General features: G+C 39.9%; 22 protein-coding genes, 1 tRNA gene and 1 pseudogene. 18 read left to right on the top strand and 6 right to left on the bottom strand.

Annotated features, from left to right (window positions below; all coding sequences use genetic code 11):
• The first annotated feature begins 8 nt into the window (after positions 1-8).
• Positions 9-3,125, top strand: a complete 3,117-nt coding sequence (locus EGI31_RS16205; RefSeq protein ID WP_255038196.1) for a TolB family protein — start codon at positions 9-11, stop codon at positions 3,123-3,125.
• Positions 3,126-3,169: 44 nt separating this feature from the next.
• Positions 3,170-3,243: transfer RNA gene (locus EGI31_RS16200), tRNA-Ala, on the top strand.
• Between the two features lie 56 nt (positions 3,244-3,299).
• Here the strand turns inward: EGI31_RS16200 and hisC are convergent.
• Positions 3,300-4,346, bottom strand: coding sequence for a histidinol-phosphate transaminase (hisC, locus tag EGI31_RS16195; protein WP_255038195.1), 1,047 nt, complete (start codon positions 4,344-4,346; stop codon positions 3,300-3,302).
• An 89-nt stretch (positions 4,347-4,435) separates the two neighbouring features.
• On the opposite strand from hisC, the gene hemF reads away from it, so the two are divergent.
• Complete coding sequence (hemF, locus tag EGI31_RS16190) at positions 4,436-5,347, top strand: oxygen-dependent coproporphyrinogen oxidase (RefSeq protein ID WP_255038194.1); 912 nt, start codon at positions 4,436-4,438, stop codon at positions 5,345-5,347.
• Here hemF and EGI31_RS16185 read toward each other — a convergent pair.
• Positions 5,334-6,401: an o-succinylbenzoate synthase gene (locus EGI31_RS16185; RefSeq protein WP_255038193.1), complete on the bottom strand. Its 1,068-nt coding sequence runs from the start codon at positions 6,399-6,401 to the stop codon at positions 5,334-5,336. The two genes, hemF and EGI31_RS16185, sit on opposite strands and share 14 nt — an antisense overlap.
• Positions 6,402-6,403: 2 nt before the next feature.
• On the opposite strand from EGI31_RS16185, the gene lpxK reads away from it, so the two are divergent.
• Both lpxK and EGI31_RS16175 read left to right on the top strand, forming a co-directional pair.
• The gene (lpxK, locus tag EGI31_RS16180; protein WP_255038192.1) at positions 6,404-7,414 is read left to right on the top strand and encodes a tetraacyldisaccharide 4'-kinase; all 1,011 of its coding nucleotides are present in this window, start codon (positions 6,404-6,406) and stop codon (positions 7,412-7,414) included.
• A 109-nt stretch (positions 7,415-7,523) separates the two neighbouring features.
• Positions 7,524-9,329 carry a putative porin gene (locus tag EGI31_RS16175; RefSeq protein ID WP_255038191.1) on the top strand — a complete coding sequence of 602 codons (1,806 nt, stop codon included), beginning with the start codon at positions 7,524-7,526 and terminating at the stop codon, positions 9,327-9,329.
• On the opposite strand, the gene EGI31_RS16170 is transcribed toward EGI31_RS16175, so the two are convergent.
• From EGI31_RS16170 to EGI31_RS16160, 3 genes are all read right to left on the bottom strand, one after another.
• Positions 9,326-9,619, bottom strand: coding sequence for a DUF4286 family protein (locus tag EGI31_RS16170; protein ID WP_255038190.1), 294 nt, complete (start codon positions 9,617-9,619; stop codon positions 9,326-9,328). The two genes, EGI31_RS16175 and EGI31_RS16170, sit on opposite strands and share 4 nt — an antisense overlap.
• Before the next feature lie 67 nt (positions 9,620-9,686).
• A complete protein-coding gene (locus tag EGI31_RS16165) occupies positions 9,687-10,253 on the bottom strand; it encodes a DUF6580 family putative transport protein (RefSeq protein WP_255038189.1) in 567 nt (188 codons plus the stop codon).
• 53 nt (positions 10,254-10,306) lie between these two features.
• Complete coding sequence (locus tag EGI31_RS16160; protein ID WP_255038188.1) at positions 10,307-11,740, bottom strand: circularly permuted type 2 ATP-grasp protein; 1,434 nt, start codon at positions 11,738-11,740, stop codon at positions 10,307-10,309.
• A 77-nt stretch (positions 11,741-11,817) separates the two neighbouring features.
• Here EGI31_RS16160 and EGI31_RS16155 point away from each other — a divergent pair, with 77 nt between their 5' ends.
• On the top strand, positions 11,818-13,362 hold the full coding sequence (locus tag EGI31_RS16155; protein WP_255038187.1) for a DUF5723 family protein: 1,545 nt from the start codon (positions 11,818-11,820) through the stop codon (positions 13,360-13,362).
• Between the two features lie 424 nt (positions 13,363-13,786).
• Here the strand turns inward: EGI31_RS16155 and EGI31_RS16150 are convergent, their stop codons facing one another.
• A complete protein-coding gene (locus EGI31_RS16150) occupies positions 13,787-14,143 on the bottom strand; it encodes a helix-turn-helix domain-containing protein (RefSeq protein ID WP_255038186.1) in 357 nt (118 codons plus the stop codon).
• A 123-nt stretch (positions 14,144-14,266) separates the two neighbouring features.
• Between EGI31_RS16150 and EGI31_RS16145 the strand changes: the two genes are divergently transcribed.
• The 12 genes and pseudogenes from EGI31_RS16145 to EGI31_RS16090 form a co-directional block, all read left to right on the top strand.
• Positions 14,267-14,800 carry a hypothetical protein gene (locus EGI31_RS16145; RefSeq protein WP_255038185.1) on the top strand — a complete coding sequence of 178 codons (534 nt, stop codon included), beginning with the start codon at positions 14,267-14,269 and terminating at the stop codon, positions 14,798-14,800.
• Positions 14,801-14,946: 146 nt separating this feature from the next.
• Positions 14,947-15,357, top strand: a complete 411-nt coding sequence (locus tag EGI31_RS16140; RefSeq protein ID WP_255038184.1) for a hypothetical protein — start codon at positions 14,947-14,949, stop codon at positions 15,355-15,357.
• A 368-nt stretch (positions 15,358-15,725) separates the two neighbouring features.
• Positions 15,726-16,082, top strand: coding sequence for a hypothetical protein (locus EGI31_RS16135; protein WP_255038183.1), 357 nt, complete (start codon positions 15,726-15,728; stop codon positions 16,080-16,082).
• On the top strand, positions 16,079-16,240 hold the full coding sequence (locus tag EGI31_RS16130; protein ID WP_255038182.1) for a hypothetical protein: 162 nt from the start codon (positions 16,079-16,081) through the stop codon (positions 16,238-16,240). Before EGI31_RS16135 ends, EGI31_RS16130 begins: the two co-directional genes overlap by 4 nt.
• Entirely contained in the window at positions 16,240-16,449 is a 210-nt protein-coding gene (locus EGI31_RS16125) for a hypothetical protein (RefSeq protein WP_255038181.1), read from the top strand. The genes EGI31_RS16130 and EGI31_RS16125 overlap by 1 nt, the downstream gene beginning before the upstream one ends.
• Positions 16,450-16,590: 141 nt before the next feature.
• Positions 16,591-17,244, top strand: coding sequence for a 3'-5' exonuclease (locus tag EGI31_RS16120; protein WP_255038180.1), 654 nt, complete (start codon positions 16,591-16,593; stop codon positions 17,242-17,244).
• 19 nt (positions 17,245-17,263) lie between these two features.
• Positions 17,264-17,542, top strand: coding sequence for a hypothetical protein (locus tag EGI31_RS16115; protein ID WP_255038179.1), 279 nt, complete (start codon positions 17,264-17,266; stop codon positions 17,540-17,542).
• Positions 17,543-17,549: 7 nt separating this feature from the next.
• Positions 17,550-18,062 carry a hypothetical protein gene (locus tag EGI31_RS16110; protein ID WP_255038178.1) on the top strand — a complete coding sequence of 171 codons (513 nt, stop codon included), beginning with the start codon at positions 17,550-17,552 and terminating at the stop codon, positions 18,060-18,062.
• Between the two features lie 3 nt (positions 18,063-18,065).
• The gene (locus tag EGI31_RS16105) at positions 18,066-18,302 is read left to right on the top strand and encodes a hypothetical protein (RefSeq protein WP_255038177.1); all 237 of its coding nucleotides are present in this window, start codon (positions 18,066-18,068) and stop codon (positions 18,300-18,302) included.
• Positions 18,303-18,650: 348 nt separating this feature from the next.
• Positions 18,651-18,878, top strand: coding sequence for a hypothetical protein (locus EGI31_RS16100; protein WP_255038176.1), 228 nt, complete (start codon positions 18,651-18,653; stop codon positions 18,876-18,878).
• 154 nt (positions 18,879-19,032) lie between these two features.
• A complete protein-coding gene (locus tag EGI31_RS16095) occupies positions 19,033-19,155 on the top strand; it encodes a hypothetical protein (RefSeq protein ID WP_255038175.1) in 123 nt (40 codons plus the stop codon).
• Between the two features lie 110 nt (positions 19,156-19,265).
• A pseudogene (locus EGI31_RS16090) lies at positions 19,266-20,571 on the top strand (hypothetical protein); the annotation flags it as partial.

Here is a 20,571-nt window from a genome sequence, read left to right as displayed (position 1 = left end):
CTAACAGTATGCTTAGAAACATTACCTTAGGTGTAATTTTTTGTTTTTTAGGAGCCAATTCCTTCGGCCAATCACAGTATTTCGGCCAGAATAAACCACGAAATAAGACCAATAACTTCAAAGTTTTAGAAAGTACTCACTTTCAGCTATATAATTACTTCAAAGAACCAACTCCAGCCCAAGAATTCATTAAAAATAGTGAATATTGGTATAAAATGCATCAAGAAGTATTTAAGCTTGCATTTATCAAGCCCAATCCAATTATTCTATATAATACGCATCCCGACTTTCAAGAAACTACGACTATTGGGGGAGAGATAGGCGAGGGTACAGGCGGTGTAACAGAGGGACTTAGAACGCGAGTTGTTATGCCCATGATGTTTACCAAACGCCAAACGGATCATGTTTTGGGCCACGAACTGGTCCATGCCTTTCAGTACCAAACTATGACTTACGGAAGTGATTCCACTACACTAGCCAATATTGGTAATCTTCCTTTGTTTATGGTTGAAGGTTTGGCAGAGTACATGTCCATTGGACGTAAAGACCCGCACACGAGCATGTGGATGCGTGATGCCGTGCTGAATAATGACATTCCGAGCATCAAGGATTTAGAAGTCAAACAATATAAATATTTTCCTTATCGCTGGGGTCAAGTTTTTTGGGCCTATGTGACGGCCAATTATGGTGACGATATTATCAGGCCACTTTTTAAAGAAACTGCAATATATGGTCTTGAAAAGGCCTTTATTAGGTCTTTTAAAATGGATTCTGAAACGTTTTCGATTAAATTCAAAAATGATTTAATTCAATATTATACGACGCAAAAGCAAGGAAAAGAAACCGAAATCAGAGGAAAAATTCTAGGGGCTTCTAAAAAGGGAGAGGACATGAATATCTCACCAGCAATTAGCCCAGACGGTAAGTATTTGGCCTACATTTCATCTAAAAACGTGATATCTCTCGATATTTTCATTGCAGATGCCACCAATGGAAAAACTCTCAGAAAAATTGAAAGTACTTCTTTTGGAGCTCATGTGGATTCTTACAGTTTCATAGAAACATCAGGAACGTGGTCGCCTGATAGTCGAAAATTTGCTGTTGTAATTCAGTCTAAGGCGAAAAATAAACTTATGGTGATTGATATCATTACCGGGGAGAAAAGAGAATATTCCCCTGAAAATGTGGAAGCTTTTTCAAATCCTTCTTGGTCGCCCGACGGCACTCAGGTCGTATTTTCGGGGTTAAAACAGGGCATTTCTGATATCTACAGTCTTAATTTTAGAAGCGGTGAAACGACCAATCTCACCAACGATGAATATTCTGATATCCAGCCTACTTGGGCACCTGACGGACAGAAAATATATTTTGTGAGCGATAGGGGTGGATATAAAGCAAGGTTGGAGCAGGAGAATTTCAAGATTTCAAGTCTCGACTTGACTACAAAGCAAATCTCAACATTACCATTATTCACAAACGCAGATAATATGAATCCACAGGTTTCATCAGTCGGTAATAGCCTATATTTCATAAGTTCACCTGATGGTTTTAAAGATTTATACAAAATCAATTTAACTGATAATTCACTCACCAAAATGACGAATTATTTTACAGGTATAAGTGGAATTACGATGTATTCTCCAGCTATATCGGTAGCATCAAGAACAGGAGAGATAGCTTACAACTATTTTAACAAAGGCGATTACAACATCATAATTGCCAATGAAACTCATTTCTTGAATCAAAAGGTTGAGCAAAATAACCAAGAGGCGGCAGATTTATTGGTACCAGGTAAAATCCTTTCAGGTTCAGACATTGTAAATAATAATCTTAGAAACAGAATTTACCCAAAAAACTTAGAATTTCTTGCCACAAAAGAACAGAAATACAAACCAAATTTTAAGCTAGAATATTTAGCTAATTCAGGTTTGGGAGTGAGTACTTCAAGATTTGGAACTGGAATGGGTGGGGGTATAACGGCTCTCTTTGGCGATATGCTCAATAATAACCAATTGATGGGAACGGTGGCACTCAATGGTGAAATTCAAGATTTTGGAGGGCAATTATTTTATATGAACCAAAAGAATCCACTTCAATTTGGATTATCAGCCTCTCACATTCCTTACAGATTTTTTGGAGACACTAACTTTAAAATAAAAGATACGCTGGGAACGGCTAATGGTTTGAACTATTATACAGCTGATGTCAACCAAAGAATTGCTCGGATTTTTATTGATCAAGTTTCTGGATTTGTTTTTCGTCCGTTTAGTAAAAGCACAAGACTTGAATTTGGACTTTCGAGTAATTGGTACTCATTTAATGTAAAAGAATATCCGCAGTTTGGGGAGATAGGAGTTGGTTCTGATGGTTTCGTATACGATTTTAATGCTTATCAAAGTGGTCGACCTACTAAATTAAATGCAAAAGAGTTAGGCTATAACAAATTCAATTTGGCTCAGTTATACACAGCTTTTGTAGGTGATAACACTACTTTTGGCACTGTAGCTCCTTTGAATGGTTATCGATATAGAATTGAATTGGCTAAATATTTCGGTACGGCAAGTTATAATTCTGTGCTTTTGGATTTTAGAAAGTATAAATTCATAAAGCCGCTTACATTGGCAGGTAGATTTATGTACGAAGGCCGATTAAATCCGAGAAATATTGAGCTTTTGAATCAAATCAATCCGCTTTATATTGGTTTCCCATGGTATATGCATGGTTTTTGGGGTAATGCACTCTCTAAACAGCAAGGCTTTATCACTCAAGAAAACTTGCAAGGCGAGCAAATGGCTGTGGCCAACTTCGAAGCTAGAATTCCTTTCACTGGACCTGAAAAATTGGCCTTAATTCCGTTTCAATTTTTACCATCTGACCTCAATTTCTTCGTAGATGGAGGTTTAGTTTGGTCTAAACAAAAAAAAATAGGGCAGACTTATCCCTACGAATCGTTTGGTAATAATACCATTTCGTTCAAAACTTCTCCTATTTTCACTACTGGCTTAAGCCTAAGAATCAATGTTTTAGGCTACTTGGTGGTGGAGCCATATTTGGCAGTTCCGGTGTATAACGGAAGGAAACAGCCCGTGATTACAGGATTTAATTTTATGGTACCTGGGTGGTAAAGTTTTGAAGTTTGAATGCTTGCATATATATTTGCAACCGAAACGGGGATGTAGCTCAGTTGGCTAGAGTGCTTGACTGGCAGTCAAGAGGTCGTGGGTTCGAGCCCCATCTTCTCCACAAAAAAACCTTGAAGAGCGACCTTCAAGGTTTTGTTTCTTAAGAGCCTTTTATTATCAAACGGAACTTTTAATAGCATTTAAGAGAATTTCGTTTTCCTCTTTTGTTCCAATCGATAACCTCAGACAATCTTCGCAAAGTACAACATTTGATCTATCTCTTACGATAACTTTTTGACTTAATAAATAATCAAACAATTTTTTGGCTTCTTTGAATTTAACCAAGAGCATGTTGGAGTCTGAAGGGTAAATTTTAACGACAGAGGATATTTTCAATAATTCAGAAGCCAATTCAACTCTTAATTGATTGATTTTCTCAACAAACTCATTCTTCTCTGCGACTTTTTCTAAAGCCTCAACCAGTTTCTGCTGAGTAAGGATATTTAGATTGTAAGGATATTTAATTTTATTTAAAATTTTGATAATAAATGGATTACAATAGGCCACGCCTAATCTTAGTCCAGCCATTCCCCAAGCTTTTGAGAAAGTTTGTAACACCACCAAGTTTTCAAAATTCTGCAATTCGGTTATAAACGATAGGGAGTCTGCAAAATCTATGTACGCCTCATCCACAATCACCAATTTCTCTGGAAATGCTTTAAGTATTTGATAGATAGCGTCTCGATTGACCAAATTGCCACTCGGATTGTTTGGGGAACAAATCCAAATCATTTTGGTGGCTGAGTTAATGGCATCGAATACGTTATCTAAATCAATATCAAAGGCCTCAGACAAAGGAGCTTGCTGTACGTAGACTTGTTGAATATCAGCACAAACTTTGTACATACCATAAGTCGGTGGCATAATGACGATATTGTTTTGCAAAGGCTCACAAACAGCCTTAATCAACAAATCTATGGGCTCATCCGATCCATTTCCCAAGAAAATAGATTCAGGACTTACTCCTTTCAAAACTGAAAGTTTGTTTTTTATTTCCCACTGATAAGGGTCAGGGTAACGGTTGAAATTTTCGCCAGATACAGACGAAAAAGGGTTTTCGTTGGCATCTAGGAAAGTACCCTCTTTGCCCGAATATTCGTCTCTGGCTGAAGCATAGGGTTGTAATTTTAAAATATGAGGACGTATTAACTGATTGAAATCCATATAAATAAAAAAAATGAGTTGCAAAATTAAGTAAAAGGTATAGGAATTTAGACTGAATCCTATATTTTTACTTTTCCAAAAGAAAATTTATGAAAGAAGAAATATCCGAATACTTTAAAAATTTGCAGGATAAAATCTGCAAAAGTATTGAAACAACTGACGATAAAGGTCGCTTCAAAGAAGACAATTGGACTCATGCAACTGGTGGTGGTGGACGTACCAGAATAATGAACAAAGGAAGAATAATAGAAAAGGGCGGGGTGAATTTTTCGGCGGTAGAGGGCCAAATTTCTACGTCTTTAAAAACCATGCTGAAGGTAAAGGAGAATCTTGATTTTTTTGCAACTGGAGTTTCTATTGTTATGCACCCCGAAAACCCTTTTGTGCCCATTATACACATGAATGTGAGGTATTTTGAGCTTTCGGATGGCCAATCTTGGTTTGGTGGTGGAATTGACCTTACGCCACATTACATTGACATGAAACAAGCTAAATGGTTTCATGAAAAGCTCAAAGCGGCTTGCGATACTCATGACGAAAAATACTACGAGGCCTTTAAAAATTGGGCAGATGATTATTTTTATATTCAACATCGCAACGAAACCCGGGGAATCGGTGGAATTTTCTATGATTACTTGAAACCTAACGTTGAGATACCGCAAACCAAGACCACACATACCAAAGACGAAATATTTGCCTTTTCAAAATCGGTAGGAGAGTCTTTTGCTCCTATATACACTGAATTGATGCACTCCAACTACTCAAAAGCTTATACTTCGGAAGAGAAAAAGTGGCAGTTGATCCGTCGGGGAAGATATGCTGAGTTTAATTTGGTCTGGGACAGAGGTACAAAATTTGGTCTTGAAACCAACGGCCGAACTGAGTCCATTTTGATGAGTTTACCACCACACGCCGACTGGGACTACAATTTTGAGGTAAAACCTTCTACCAAAGAGGCAGAGACTCAGAAAATGTTGGTAAAAGGGACTAATTGGTTTTGAAATAATCCAAATTCCACTCGGTGTTTTGATTATAATAGATCTCCCCTGATTTAATTTCTAACGGCGAATCGAAGTTATTTTCATACAGTTTTCCAGTACCTAAGCCTTGAGGCAAATCGTTTTTGAAAGTAGCTGCGAACTGACAAATGGCATTCAGACCTACGTTTGATTCTAAAGCAGAAGTCATCCACCAATCTATTCCTAAGCTCTCAGCTGTTTTAATCCATTCTGAAGAACCTGAAATTCCGCCCATTAAACTCGGTTTCAAAATGATATATTGTGGTTTTATGGTTTTGAGAAGGGTTTCTTTCGATGAGAAATTTTCGATTAGTTCTTCATCTAAAGCTATAGAAACAGGAGTTTTTTCGCATAAATTCGCCATTTCCTCCCATTGATTGGTTTTTATTGGCTGCTCTATACTGTGAATTTCGAATTCAGAAAGTTTTTTTAGTTTGTCTAATGCTTCTACGGGTGAAAAAGCACCGTTGGCGTCAACTCTTAAGGAAATTTCAGATACTGAAAACTGTTTCCTTATATATCTTAACAATTCCATTTCTTCATTAAAATCTATTGCACCGATTTTAAGTTTGATAGTGTCAAAACCCGCATCAAGTTTTTCAACAATCTGTTTTTTCATAAAATCCTTGTTGCCCATCCATACCAAACCGTTTATTTTGATTCTCTCTGATTTTTCGAAGAAACCATTTGAGAAAATCTTTCTTTTGCCACCATTCTTAAGGTCTAAAATGGCTGTTTCAAGTGCAAATTTGACACTAGAGAAATTCGTTAAGTCGAGTTCTAAATCATCAAGATTTTTGTAAATGCCTGAATTAATGTGATTTGTGATTTCTTGAATTTTGTTTTCCGCTAGATTTCCAAAATCCAGGCTAAGACCTTCCAAAGGTCCCGCCTCACCTAATCCAAATATTTCTGGCGTGTTTTCATCAAATATTTTGATAAAGTAAGAATCTTTATTTTTCAAAACTCCACGAGAAGTACCCGCATCAAATCTAAAATTTAGCGTATGTTTGTAATATTGAGCCTTCAAAGCCATCTATGTTGCAGTTTTTAAAGTATTTGTTATTTCCGTTTTCGCTTTTGTACAAAGGTATTACAAGTTTGAGGAATCTTTTGTTTGACATAAAGATTTTACCGAGCTTCGAACCACCCTTGCCCACCATTGGCGTTGGAAATCTCACAGTGGGCGGAACGGGCAAAACTCCAATAATTGACTATCTGATATCCATTTTGTCAAAACAAAAAATAGGCGTCATAAGCCGTGGATATGGTAGAAAAACCAAAGGTTATATTTCAATAGATACTAACACCAGCCCTGAAAAGGTGGGTGATGAGCCTTTTATGCTTTCGAGGATGAATCCTGAGGCGAATTTCTTTGTCTGTGAAAATAGGGTTGTAGGTTACAGCAAAGCCGTAAATGCTGTTAAAGACTTGGAAATTGTTCTTTTTGATGATGTTTTTCAGCACAGATACATAAAACCGAAATTAAACTTGCTACTTTGTGACTACAATCGGCCATTTTATGATGATTATGTTTTGCCTACAGGTATGCTCAGGGAATCAAGATACGGAGCGAAAAGAGCTGATATAGTGATTGTTACAAAATGTCCGGAAGCCATTTCGGGGACTCAAAAAAATGAGATCAGGGGAAAAATTGCACCCTACTGCTCGAAGAATATCCCAATATATTTTGCAAGTTTCAAATCTCAAATTCCTAATAATTCAGAAAATACATTACTAGATCCACACTCGAAGGTTGTTTTAATTTCTGGATTGGCAAATAATAGTGGATTTAGAAAAGGTCTTGAAAAAGATTTTAATATATTGAAACACTTTGAATTCAAGGATCATCATAATTTTAAGAAATCCGAACTGCAGCTAATAATTTCAGAATTTACCGATTATAATTTTGTTTGTTCTGAAAAAGATTTCGTAAAAATTAAACCTTTGCTTTCTAGTTTAGAATTGCCAAAATTCTTTGTTTCGAGGCAAAAAGTTGAGTTATTTGAAGAAGAATCATTTAAAAAACTCATTTTGGCTGTTCTTTGATTTACCTAATTGCCATAAAATGACGTTATTTGTATTTTGAATCAGTATTTCATCCAATATGCGGTTTTTCACTTTAAGTGCTGTCTTTTTCCTTATCAGTTTCAATATTTTGGCTCAAATCCTGGACGATTCCACCAAACAGGTTTATGGCCCAAAGACCGTGAAATACAGGTTAGAAAAGGATATTCTTAAAAATTTTGATACCCAATATAGCCCTGATACGCTTCTGGATAAGTTTTATAAAACTGATATTTTGAACGAAAGGAACTGGCTTTATCAAGATTTGGGGAATATTGGAACTTCCTCAAAATCAATACTTTTTGAAGAACAAACAGATCCCGCCACAAAATTGGGCTTTAATACCTTCAATTTATACGCACCAAATCCGGCCAATTTTAGATATTATAACACACGTTCGCCTTACACCAACCTTTTCTATATGCAAGGCTCATTTGGTCACACTCGTTTGGACTTTACCCATAGTCAAAACGTCAATCCAAGACTAAATTTTACCCTTAATATTTCTAAATACAACTCTTCAAAGCAAATAGATGCCACAAATTCGGAGCAAAAATTGGTGGATCATTGGAATTACGACCTTTCAACCAATTATCTTTCTAAAAATAAAAAATATACTTTGCTCGCCACCTTCTATCATTTCAACCACAAGCAGATAGAACAAGGTGGGATTTTGGTAAAAGACAGTCTTTCGATAGATATCAAAGACCTGAGAAGTAATTACAGGAGATTTTATGACTCGCAGTTTACTGATGGTGTTTATAACAACGAACGTCTCAATAATGTACATGTTTATCAGCAAATGATGCTTCGTAGTGGTTTTCAGGTATTTCATACTTTGGATTACGAACACCAAAAATACACCTTCGTTGATCCCGTCTTTGCTGAAAATTCCTTGCAAGCAAGCTACAACATTGACATCGTGAGCTTAGCTAGCGACTCATTGATACAGAACTTTACATTTGGAGTTTTATCAAATAAAGTGGGCTTTAAGGGCCGATACAGAGGTTTTAATTATCTTCTTCACGCCAGGCAACGATTTTATAGATTAGACAATAAGTTTTCTGAAAGATTTACAACGAAGCTAAAAAGCGAAACTTTTTTGGGTGGTTCACTTGGTTACTACTTCAAAGATTCTTCTAATTTCCTCAATGCAGATGCTGAATTCTCTGCGAGCTTGAAGAATTTCTTGTTGAATGCAAAGCTATCTTTCAAAGGTTTGGAAGGTACTTTCTATCAGTCTGTCATCCCTGTTGCTTTGTTTTATGATAACTTTGATAATGGTGTTTTGAGTTGGAACAATAACTTTAAAGGTTTGTCGACAACCCATATCAATGCAGGTTATAATCTCAGATTCAAATCTATCAGTTTTAGGCCAGAGATTGCTAACACACTTCTTGGAAATTATGTATACTTGGACCAAAAACTAAAACCCGTACAAACCGAAACGGTCATAAATATCACCAATTTGATATTGAATGTCGGAATCAATAAAGCTAAATTTAGGGCAACTAATCAGTTCATACTCAATATTCAAAATGCAAAAGAAATTTACAAATTGCCTACATTGATAAATTACACCCATTTAGAAAGCAATTTTACTTATGCTAAAGTGCTGAAAATATATTTTGGAGCTGATGTGTTTTTTAAATCAAAATACACAGCAGATGCGTACTCACCACTTCTGAATCAGTTTTACTTGCAGGATGATTTTAAAGTATGGGGAGTGGCTACGGTGGATCCTTACATTTCTTTTCAGATAAATAAGGTCAGATTGGCCTTCAAATTAATTCATGCCAACCAAGGTTTTCGCTATCAAGGTTTTTACACCTCGCCGTATTATTTGGCTATGCCGCGTTCGTTTGTGCTGAAGGTCGACTGGCCTATTTTTGACTAAAATTTTTGAAGAAGGGTATTGAAATGTAGTATTTCACCCAAAAATTTGTTTTGGGCCTTCGATAATAAAACATCAAAATGCAATTGTTTGAAAACATCAAACTGTTCCTTAGTGCTGAAAGTAAACTGGATGGAGTAGTTCGAACTCTCAGGGTCAATTTCTGTGAGTAATTTATAAGAATGTATGTCTTCCACCCAAATCCTAATGTCTTCGATTTCCCCCTTTATCCAGGCCTCAAATGCAGCTGAGTTTGACTTTGAGACCGAAAATGTAATATTCTCTAACAACATGAATTTTTGTAAATAAAAAAGGGTATCTATTGAAAATAAATACCCTTGAGTAAAAATAATTTCTAAATTAATTTTTTGCTTCTTCGAATAAACCGAAGTGCTTTACAGCGTAATAAATGGCAAAAATGATAGAAGTAAATGCTAAATCGCCAACTAACATATTTTTAAAGAAAGGTAAACCAGCCTGATAAGAAGCCAAAATACCAGTCATATTGTGCGGATAGGATCCTACTGCTGGATTAGGCGTAACGCTTTCGGTATAGAAAAATGCAAAGTTTGTTAAGAGAAAAAATACCGTTGAAGAAAGTACGATAGCAACTAAAGTTCTACCAAAATTAACTTTTTCAAGAAGTATGTATCCAACTGCAAAAATCAATGCATATCCCAAGTAAACCACGGCCGAGCCCGAGTGAAATCCATAGCCAGTTACAGACTCAAGGACGATATCAGTAAACAATATGGTGGCAAATGGGAAAACCAACTTTAACCATTTGTTTGAAATATATGCCGTGCTAAACAACAATATGGCGGTCATTGGTGTGAAATTCATCGGGTGATCCACTAATCTAGAGACTGCCGCGAGTATTATCAAAGTGCCTATTAATAGACCAGTTTTTATTTCAGATTTCGACATTTATTTTTTTTTTTTTACAAAATTACAAAAAAGCATTTCAATAAAAAAGCATTCTATTCCTTCAATACCCAAGTGTCTTTACTGCCGCCACCCTGCGAGGAGTTAACCACGAGGGAACCTTTTTTTAGTGCAACTCGTGTCAAACCTCCTGGCGTTACATATATTTCTTCACCAAACAAAATGTAAGGCCTCAAATCCACGTGTCTGCCTTCTATGCTATCACCAACTAAACACGGGGCTGTTGATAAAGAAATAGTTGGTTGGGCAATGTAATTCCTCGGATTGGCCTTAATTCTCTTTCTAAAAATATCTTGCTCTTCTAGGGTTGATTTTGGTCCAATAAGCATTCCGTACCCACCAGCTTCGTTGGCTTCTTTTACCACCAATTTTTCTATATTTTCAAGAACGTATTTCATACTTTTCGGTTCTTCGCAGAGAAAAGTCTCTACATTGGAAAGTATTGGTTCTTCGTTGAGGTAGTATTTGATAATTTTCGGTACATAAGCGTAAACTACCTTGTCGTCAGCCACACCTGTGCCAAGTGCGTTTGCTAGACCAAGATTTCCTTTTTTGTAGGCTTTGAACAAATTTGGAATACCTATCAATGAGTTTGGATTGAAAGTTTTTGGGTCGATGAAAACGTCATCTAGCCTTCTGTATAGCACATCTACGGTTTTGAGGCCTTTTGTGGTTCTCATTTTTAACAGGTCGTTTTCTACAACCAAATCTCGGTAGTCTACCAATTCTACGCCCATTTGTTGAGCCAAATACGAATGTTCGTAATAGGCTGAGTTATAAATTCCGGGAGTTAAAACTGCAATTGTGGGGTCTGATTTGCCCGAAACGTACTTTAATACATCGAAAAGCTTTTCAGTATATTCGCTTATTGATCTTACTTTGGCTTTTGAAATCAGTTTAGAGAGTCCTTGTTTTGATAATTCGCGACCTTGAAGCATGTACGAAACACCCGACGGACATCTAAGGTTATCTTCAAGAATCACAAACTCCCCTTTATCGTTTCTGATGAGGTCTGTACCGGTAATGTGTATATAAACGTCCTTGAGGGGTCTAATGTCCATACATTCTTTAATAAATCCTTTACTGCTAAAAATCACATCAGACGGAATAATTTTGTCTTTCAGGATTTTTTGATCAGAATAAATATCTTTAAGGAATTCATTTAGAGCGAAAATCCTTTGTTTTAATCCTTTTTCAAGCCTTGTCCATTCTTTTGCCTTTATAATTCTTGGAATAATATCAATCGGGATAATTCGTTCGGTTCCACCTTCCTCAGAGTACACATTGAAAGTTATGCCCATATTTATCATGGCAGTTTCAAGATTTTTTTGCCTCGATCGTAGCTCGTCTATGCTCAAGTCATTGAAATAATCATATACCATCTCGATTCCCTTGTGCGGAAGGTTTGAAGTACCCATCAACTCATCGTAGAACTGATTGGTTTGGTAGTCGCTAAAATTACTGTTCATTTTTTCTTTGGTAAAATATGGTAAGAAACTATACAAATAGTGATATTTTTGTAAAAAAAATCGCCTAAATAGCATTGATGCCCTTAAAGTACAAAATTTACGTTTTCATTTTATTAAGCCATAGTGTTTTTTCTCAAAATTTTTCGGGAATCACTGGGAGCAATTACATTGGTACAAACGCTATTCCAACCAATCCAGCAAATGTCGTAGATACGCGTCACAGTGTTTTTATAAATCTCTCAGCTGTAGGTATAGATTTTCAGAACAATTTCGTTCGTTGGAATGCTCCATTTTCATTACTAAGCTTTGTGACTCGTACCACACCTTATAAATACAGAAATGCGGATGGGAGCAAGGTAGTTTGGAGACCAAGTTACCTCAAAACATCCGAAAGAGGTAAGGACTTATCAATTTATGCCAATGGCGAATTACGAGGGCCATCTGTTGGTTTTGATGTAAAAAAATGGGGTTTGGGAATCGCAGGTGGAGTTAGGTACAGATTTATGAATTCTTTGAGTAGGACCTCTGAAGAAATTGGCAAAGTAATAGTAAAAGGAACGCGTTCGGCGGAATTAATCGGAAATACATACCCCAATACTCACGGCAACCTCAATTCTAGCTTCATAAATGAATTCTACGGCACCATAGGTAAGGTAATAATAGAGGACGATGCCAAATTTATAAAGATTGGAGTTTCGGCCAAATACTACGTCAGTAGCAATTACAACCATATTCAATCCGACAATTTTGATTTCACCATTTTACAAAATACGCAAGATAACACAAGGCAAGATGTTGACATTAAAAATGCTCAGGCTACTTTTACAGATGCCTCAAGTTTTAATTCATTAGAAGCTTCCAACTTTACGGGACAGATGCTCCAATTTAAGGGCAACGGTGTGGGGTTTGGAGGAGATTTGGGCATAATTTATGAGTACAGGCCTGAAATTCAATCTTTTTCAAGAAATAATAACGGAAGGAGATTCGTAGATCCTACTAAGAACAAATACCTTTATAAAATTGGGTTCTCTGTAATTGATCTGGGTTTTATGAAGTTTAGCTCCAATGTAGAAACAAATGCTCTTTTCAATTCAAATAATGTTATACTACCGCAAACGTATCAGAAATTCAGGGGTTTTGAGCGTGTAATAGCCACCACCAATTCAATATTTGGCTCTGCAAATGCAAATACCAACTCTTTCATGATTTTAATGCCAGCCACCAGTATTTTTACATTCGATTATCATTTAAAAGAAAACTATTATATTAACCTAAACTGGCGTCAATCCCTCTTAAATGCAACTAGAAGAGGAATTGTTAATTATTCGGGTGTTTCTATTACACCAAGATATGAGAAGAAAAGTATGGAAATTTCAATTCCTGTTGGCTTAGAAAACAATTATAAAAACCTGAATATAGGTGTTGCATTTCGTTATTATGGATTATTTTTTGGCTCTGATAACATTACAGGTTGGATAAATACCTTCAATCCAAGAGGTTTATCTGTATATGCCGGGGCTTTTATCCCACTATATCAAAGGCTTCCAGGTAGTCCATTAAAATGCTTCAATGTGGCTAATCCGCAGTCGTATCACAAGAAAAGATTTAGAAGAAGGTACTAGATGGTTGAAAAATTCGGTGGGATTTCTTTAATAATCTTGAATCAATGTCATTTAGTTAAGTTTTTTTTTACTCTAAAACCTCACCCTAAATCCCTCTCCACAGAAGAGGGACTTAGTATTTGTACTTAACTAAACGGCATTGAATCTTGAATTTATAATCGGGAATCTCGCAGTTCAAAAAAAATAGCAGAAAGTTTGTCAACTATCTGCTATTCAATTTGTTAACGTGACGAAGAAGAGATTTGTATGTTTATTGATATTTTGAAACTGGATGCTTGATTATTAGGGGGTTAGGGGTTTTGGGGTTTGTCATTTTTGGGTTTTGGGTTGTCATTTTGGGGTTGGTTTGTCATTTTTTTGTCACTATAAACGGGTATTTATGCCTGTTTTTTTTTGATTTAATGGTGATAGGTTTGGGTGTTAATTAGGTGTTGTTAGGAAGTACAGGAGCATTTTTTAGGTTTTCGATGTCTTTTTTCTGATATTTTATGAGTTCTTCCTGCAAAGTGTTTATTTTTTCTACTGCTTCGTAGTATTTGGGTTCTGGTTTTTGATTTTCATCGTTACGATAACGTAATGGCTCATCGTCATCGGTGAATAACCAGACAGGGTCTATCTTGTAGATCATGATGAGTTTTTCTATTACTTCACCATTTAAGTATTTTGTTTTGCCGTTGATGGCTTCACTTATTCGGCTGCCGCCTACTTCAAGTTTTTTGGCCATATCTGCCTGATTTTTAAATACTTCTGACGCAATTATTCTTATTTTTTTGGGTATCATTATTTATAATAGTTCTAAATTATCTATTTTACGTAATTTTTTTCCGTAATCGTATGGATTATTCCGTTATCGTAATATATATTTGTAACAGGTATTTATAACGGGTAAAATTAACGGGTAATTATGACAAAGGCAAGAGTAGAATTACGTGATTTTAAAGGGAATTCACCTAATGATCTTGATGTGAAGGAATGGAGGAGTAAGGTTGAGGTGCTTTTGGGTCAAATGAGTAGTACCAGGGGGTTGTCGAAGCAACTTGGTGAGCATGATGAGTTTTTTAAAACTACTGAAGGATATTGGGCTGCTAAGAATGTGAAGGAAAGCCGTGGTGGACTTGGTGTGACTGTTAGGGTGGCAAGGGCTTTGGAGAAGTTGGTGGAGTCGGAGGCGAAGGTGAGTAAGCGTTTGACCAGAAAGAAGCTAGTGAGTGAAACTGTGGTGTTGGTAGTGGTGTGGGGAATGTTGCTGGGGCTGACGATGGCCCCGGCAGCTGCCCAAAGAATGGATGATGGTTGTATGAAGGCGGTGGTGGAAGACCCAAGTGCTAATGTGGGAGCTACGATGATTGTGAGTGGGCTTATCATTTTTATGATTAGTACGGTGACTTGGATGTGGTGGTGGGATTATAAGAATAGGATGGGGGATAAAGCCCCCTAACCCCCAGTGGGGGAATTGACTTGGATGGCGGCCCTTCGACAAGCTTAGGGTGACATTATTCGACAAGCTCAGGGTGACATTATTCGACAAGCTCAGTGCGGGCGGAGCTCAGGGTGACAAGAGTAGATAATTAATCAATAATTTTTATGGAAAAGATGCATGGAGGCTCTGCTAATAGCGGGCAGGTTGGAAGGAGACTGTCTTTGCAGGATAAGGCGGTGATTATGTGGGCGTTGGACACGCTGGCTGATAATAGTATGGCTTATGTGAAGGAGGTAAGGATGGTGATAGAGAGGCAGATGGTTACCACCCCACAGCCCCCTCCTTTGAAAGGAGGGGGAGTAGTTTCGAGGATTGCACATGCTATTAGGATTAGCAAGGGGCTGAGTGTGGAGTATTTGGTGTGGATGCGTGATGACCAGAGCAGCTTTGTGAAGGGTGTGGTGAAGGCTATGATGTGGCTGGTGGTGGAGCGGTATTTTTCGGACGAGACGTCGGCGAAGTCGAGGTATTTGGATGAGTATAGGAAGTGTGGGGATGTGCTGAATAGGTTTTAGCCAAGCCCCCCAGCCCCCGGTGGGGGAGTTAGCCCCCGACCCCCGGTGGGGGAGTTTATCGGGATTGATTTATAAGGGATGTAATTTATTTTTTAGCAAATGTATAAAGGGGTGTTTTCGGAGAAGGAGAATAGGGCTAGGTATAGGCTGCATTATGTGATTAGGAAGGAGGGGTTTAGGCTGGTGACGAAGAATAGGACGGTGTATCTGAAGCATAGTTTGGCGGCTAAGGATAGTAAGAGTTTGAGCAGGCTAAGGAGGGAGTTTGGGTATGCGGTGCAGTGGGAGATGTGACCATCAGCCCCACCCCCGACCCCTCCCCAGCAGGGAGGGGAGAGATAAAATTTGAATTTAAAATTATAATAATTATGTGGAATAGGCTGGATAGGGATGGGAAGGTTTCGGTGCTGTGGTATGTGCTGATTTTTGTGGGTTTGAGCGTGTGGGGCTTGGGCTTTGGGAAGCTGGAGGTGGGTGAGTGGTTGGCTTTTGTGGTGTTGTTGGGGCTGAATATAGCGGGAGAGTTTAATGAGGCTGCTGCTAGGACTGGCCTTCGACAAGCTCAGGCTGACCGAGAGAAGGCTGAGGCTGAATGCAAGGAAGTTGAGGAACGACTTATTGTGGTTGAGCAAATAGCTCATGGCTTGATAAGGAATAGGAGTACTAAGGATAGGATTTTTGTTGAGAATCGGTGGGGAGCGTACAGAAGAAAATATAATGTATGAGACGAATAGCTAGGGTATTGAACTGGAAGCTGCGTGTTGGCGGGAGTGTGGACAGTGGCTTGAAGGAGGCGATGGAGGTGTTTTTTGAGGAGTTGATGCCGGGACTGGTGGTTGGGCTGATGGTGTTGGTGGTGTTGGTTCATTGCCTTGGAAGGTGATGAAAAAGCGAGATAGAACGGTGCTGGAGGTGCAGAAGGCGGTGATAGATGCCTTGCCGATGATTAGGGAGAAGGTGGAGAAGGGGTATTTTGTGAAGGAGGCTGCAGAGAGCTGTGGGGTGAGCTATATGGATTACTGGAAGTACTGCCCAGTGGCGGAGAGAGAGCGTATTTCGAAGGCTTGGAGGATGTTTAGGATTGGGAGGTAGGCTCAGCCCCGGCCTTCGACTTCGCTCAGGCACCAGGAGGGGAGTTAAGCCCCACCCCCAGCCTTCGAACGGAATGCCGCCCACTACGCTCAGGCACCAGGAGGGGAGTTGAAAAAGTTAAATTTTTAAATAGATAAAAGTATGTATGATCAATTGATCGTGGATTTGGAGACGCTGGGTACTAAGCCGGGTGCGGTGATACTTAGCGTGGCTTTGGTAGAATGGAACTGGAAGGGCGAGATTGGTAAGAAAGGAGTGTTTAAGATTCCTTTGGCGGAGAGTGTAGCGAAGGGGTTTGTGATAGAGCCTGAGACGGTAAAATGGTGGAATGAGCAAGATAAGATTGTGTTTGCTAAGGCTTTAAATGCTTCAGTACCTACTAATATGTCTGGTACGATTTTGTCAGAGATGATGAATTTTTTTGCGGATGTGATGGGTGAAAAAACTGGTGTTTGGGGCAATGGGTCGAGTTTTGATTTGGTGTTGTTGAAGGAGTATTTTGATGGATTTGGCTATCACACACCTTGGAATCCACGGATTGAGCGTGATGTGCGGACGATAGTGAGTTTGCTGCCTGAGGTGAAGAGGGAGTGGAAATTTGAGGGTACGAAACATGATCCTGTGGATGATTGCTTGAACCAGATTGGGTATTTGGTGGAGACGGTGAAGAGGTTTAGCCCTGTGGCCCCCGGAAGCCCCCTAGCCCCCGGTGGGGGAACACAATTAAATCCAAAAGATTTGGATTCGTGGATGAGTACGGTCAAGGTTATCGATCAAGAGAATAATAAGCAATGATGGCGGTGGGGATTTGGATATGGAGTTTTTTGAAGGCTTTTGGGTTGACGTGGTTGATCTTCTGGTTTTTGGTGAAGGTGGATGCACTGGATTGGCTGCTGGAAAAGGCCACCACGAGGCTAAGGAGCTGGGGGGTGGTGACGCTGATAGTGGTGATGTTTTGGGTGATGGTGTGGGTGTTTTTTTAGCCCCCCAGCCCGAAACGTCGGACCGCCCCCGTGGGGTAGTGACTTGGATGGCGGGGCTTCGACAGGCTCAGCCTGACCATGTGAGATTGATTTTTGGAATTTTTAAATGATAAAAGTATGGATAAGCTGTATACGGAACGGACGATTAAGACGATTAGCGGGATTTATGTGGATGTGTTTGAGCCTAAGCCTGAGATGTTTGTGATAGAGGATATAGCTCATGCACTGAGTATGATACCGAGATGGGGTGGGCATTTTCCAATATTCTACACTGTGGCCCAGCATAGCAGGAATGTGGCTTGGAGAACAAAGGGGGATATTTTGGAGGCTCTGATGCATGATTCTAGTGAGGCATATTTGATGGATTTGCCGAGGCCGATTAAGCGAAATATGCCTGAGTATAAGGCTATAGAGGATGGGGTGATGAAGGTGATAGCGGAGAAGTTTGGGTTTGGTTTTCCTTTTTCGAAAGAGACCAAGGCTGCTGATAAAGCTGAGCTTGAAGATGAGTGGAAGGTGCGTGAAGAGTTGCATGGTTTTTCAAAGGGATTCAGTACTGAATCGGATTTTGCTTACCAAAAAAGGTTGTTTTTGGAGACTTATGAATACGCACTTAAAAATAGAAAATGAGGTATGAAAGCGGAGAATTTTGACAAGGTAAAGGTGCTGATGGAGGAGAGGGAAAGGCTTGCATCTATAGTGGAGAGGGTTGCACAGAGTGATATAATTACTTTTTCTAAACAGGGGGCTGGTAGGCAAGACTTTACGCTGTCTGACAGTCATTCGATGTTTGATGAGTTCAGGGGATCTGTGGTAAAGCTTTGTAAGGAAAATATTAAAGAGGTTGACGAAAAACTTAAGGATTTATGAAAAGGAATGATGTAGTGGCTGATGATAGCCAACTGGAGGTGAAGTTTGATAGGTGTGCTTGTAACCGATGTGGGTCGGTGAACCCGGTGCAGGTAACGGAGGATATGAAGACGAATATTGGGAAACCTGCACTGAAGGAGAGTAAGAAGCCGAAATGGCAGTGTACTGTGTGTGATAAGGTGCAGGTGTATTGCCCCCCGGCCCCCGGTGGGGGAGTTTAATCCAGCCCCCCGGACCCCGGTGGGGGAGTTAGTTGGAGGGCGGGGCTTCGACCCCTCGACAAGCTCGGGGTAAACGGAGCTCAGCCTGACATGGGATTGATTTTTCAAACACAAATAACAAATAGAGATGCTAATAATTGATGGTTTTTTTAGAACGAGTACTTGTAGTACTAAGCCTATTTATCAGATAAGTGGGGTGTTTGATATTGAGTTTGAGAAAAGTACTAGGATGACACGCAAGGTGGAGATTGCGGAAGCTTTTGCGAAGGATTTGGAGGAGCTTTTGGGAAAATATGGACATACGGGAACTTTGGTGGAGTTTGAGTCGGGCAAAAAGGTAGAGTTGCCTTTTTAACCACCCCGGAACCACCCCCAGCCCCTCCTTGCCTTCGACTACGCTCAGGCACCAGGCGGGGAGCGGATTGGGGCTTCGACCCCTCGACAAGCTCGGGGTAAACGGAGCTCAGCCTGACAGGAGGATTGATTTTTTTAACCTTAATAGAGATTTTATGAAGAAGATTATTCATTTCTTTTTGACTGCAGAGCCTTTTGCGTTTTGTGTGGGGTTGTTTTTTGCGGTGGTGTTTTTGTCGATTTTGATTGGGATTATTAGGTCGGCTTTTGAGGATTGATGGGGGCTTCAACTACGCTCTAATTGACAGTAGTGAAGTGGCTTCGACAGGCTCAGCCTGACATGGGATTATAAAAAAATTGATTACGAGTTTTTCTGGAAAATAAATATATGGGTCTTAGCAGAGAGGAGATTTTGGAACAGACGGACATGGGTCTGGATGTGATACTGGCGAAGGTGAGTGAGGCTAGTAATGGCGTGCGGAATTATGCCTATAAGTTTAAGTGCGACCACCTGAAGGTCGAGAATAACCCTAGCCTGGGCCTGCAGAAGAATGAGGCGGGCACGGAGTGGGTGATTCGTGACTGGGGCTCCTCGGATAAGACTTGGAGTGCGTTTGATGTGGTGATGGAGTTTGAGAATCTGGATTACTCTAACGCCTGCAAGTGGATATGCCAGCACTTTAACCTGGTAGAGAATGGCAAGGCTAGCCGCAGCTATGAGTATGAGAAGATAACGGAAGGTCTGGAAGACGTGGAAGTGAAGAAGCGTGAGTGGGGGTATCTGGATGATTTTGAGATGGCAGCACTGAAGGGGATTTTTGCTAAGCATGTGTGGGAGTGGATGGGGAGAAGCCCCCTAACCCCCGGTGGGGGGAATGGGAAGGGTGAAGCGGCCCTTCGACAGGCTCAGGGTGACAAGGGCACGGGGAAGGATGCTGTGGCGTTTGAGCGGGCTAAGGAGGTTTGTTTGAAGTATGGGTTTAGGCCGTTGGCTTGGCATAGTTTGGTGAGTATTGATAAGAAGACGGGGCAGAAGGTGAAGCATGTGTTTAAGGCTACGGAGACGTATCCGATGTTTGTGTGGCATATAGGGGGCGGCAATAGCTCACGCAAACCACCCCGCCCTTCGGGCACCCCTCCTTTGGAAGGAGGGGATTTTGAGAAGCCTACGGCTTATAAGTTTTATGAGCCGTATGGGAAGCAGCGGTTTTTTTATGAGGGGGTGGTGCCGAAGAATTATTTGTTTGGGCTGGAGCAGGTGAAGGCGGCGTATGATGATCTGCCGAATGATGCGGAGATTATGGATAGGTTGGGGATTAATCCGGAAGAGCATGATGGGTTTGTGGCGAAGATGCTGCAGGAGGCCTACGATGCGGGACATGAGCCGAATAAGCTGCCTGAGGTGTTGGTGGCGACGGGTGGGAGTGATGCGTTGAATATGGCGGCGTTGGGGTATTTCCCTGTCTGGGCGAATGGGGAGCATATAACGCCGGAGTATTTTCCTTATAAGAAGTTGGCCGAAATGGCGTGGCGGGTGATTAATGTGCCTGATATAGATGCCCCTGGTAAGATGGCAGCTGCGAAGTTGGCGGAGCATCATATAGAGATTTGTACGGCATGGCTGCCTGAGGAGTTGGCCCAAAAGCGAAGTGGTAAGAAGGAAGAGGATGGCAGTCCGAAGTTTTGCAAGGATG

Origin of the sequence: Lacihabitans soyangensis (genome assembly GCF_024343775.1) — a bacterium.
GTDB lineage: Bacteria > Bacteroidota > Bacteroidia > Cytophagales > Spirosomataceae > Leadbetterella > Leadbetterella soyangensis.
The sequence above is the reverse complement of the archived record's forward strand: the minus strand, read 5'-3'. Positions and strand labels throughout refer to the sequence as shown.

Bases quoted from the DNA above. Each gene is read 5' to 3' on its own strand.
- EGI31_RS16205 (WP_255038196.1), top strand. From the start codon at position 9: ATGCTTAGAAACATTACCTTAGGTGTAATTTTTTGTTTTTTAGGAGCC.
- hisC (WP_255038195.1), bottom strand. From the start codon at position 4,346: ATGGATTTCAATCAGTTAATACGTCCTCATATTTTAAAATTACAACCC.
- hemF (WP_255038194.1), top strand. From the start codon at position 4,436: ATGAAAGAAGAAATATCCGAATACTTTAAAAATTTGCAGGATAAAATC.
- EGI31_RS16185 (WP_255038193.1), bottom strand. From the start codon at position 6,401: ATGGCTTTGAAGGCTCAATATTACAAACATACGCTAAATTTTAGATTT.
- lpxK (WP_255038192.1), top strand. From the start codon at position 6,404: ATGTTGCAGTTTTTAAAGTATTTGTTATTTCCGTTTTCGCTTTTGTAC.
- EGI31_RS16170 (WP_255038190.1), bottom strand. From the start codon at position 9,619: ATGTTGTTAGAGAATATTACATTTTCGGTCTCAAAGTCAAACTCAGCT.
- EGI31_RS16165 (WP_255038189.1), bottom strand. From the start codon at position 10,253: ATGTCGAAATCTGAAATAAAAACTGGTCTATTAATAGGCACTTTGATA.
- EGI31_RS16160 (WP_255038188.1), bottom strand. From the start codon at position 11,740: ATGAACAGTAATTTTAGCGACTACCAAACCAATCAGTTCTACGATGAG.
- EGI31_RS16155 (WP_255038187.1), top strand. From the start codon at position 11,818: ATGCCCTTAAAGTACAAAATTTACGTTTTCATTTTATTAAGCCATAGT.
- EGI31_RS16150 (WP_255038186.1), bottom strand. From the start codon at position 14,143: ATGATACCCAAAAAAATAAGAATAATTGCGTCAGAAGTATTTAAAAAT.
- EGI31_RS16145 (WP_255038185.1), top strand. From the start codon at position 14,267: ATGACAAAGGCAAGAGTAGAATTACGTGATTTTAAAGGGAATTCACCT.
- EGI31_RS16140 (WP_255038184.1), top strand. From the start codon at position 14,947: ATGGAAAAGATGCATGGAGGCTCTGCTAATAGCGGGCAGGTTGGAAGG.
- EGI31_RS16135 (WP_255038183.1), top strand. From the start codon at position 15,726: ATGTGGAATAGGCTGGATAGGGATGGGAAGGTTTCGGTGCTGTGGTAT.
- EGI31_RS16130 (WP_255038182.1), top strand. From the start codon at position 16,079: ATGAGACGAATAGCTAGGGTATTGAACTGGAAGCTGCGTGTTGGCGGG.
- EGI31_RS16125 (WP_255038181.1), top strand. From the start codon at position 16,240: ATGAAAAAGCGAGATAGAACGGTGCTGGAGGTGCAGAAGGCGGTGATA.
- EGI31_RS16120 (WP_255038180.1), top strand. From the start codon at position 16,591: ATGTATGATCAATTGATCGTGGATTTGGAGACGCTGGGTACTAAGCCG.
- EGI31_RS16115 (WP_255038179.1), top strand. From the start codon at position 17,264: ATGGAGTTTTTTGAAGGCTTTTGGGTTGACGTGGTTGATCTTCTGGTT.
- EGI31_RS16110 (WP_255038178.1), top strand. From the start codon at position 17,550: ATGGATAAGCTGTATACGGAACGGACGATTAAGACGATTAGCGGGATT.
- EGI31_RS16105 (WP_255038177.1), top strand. From the start codon at position 18,066: ATGAAAGCGGAGAATTTTGACAAGGTAAAGGTGCTGATGGAGGAGAGG.
- EGI31_RS16100 (WP_255038176.1), top strand. From the start codon at position 18,651: ATGCTAATAATTGATGGTTTTTTTAGAACGAGTACTTGTAGTACTAAG.
- EGI31_RS16095 (WP_255038175.1), top strand. From the start codon at position 19,033: ATGAAGAAGATTATTCATTTCTTTTTGACTGCAGAGCCTTTTGCGTTT.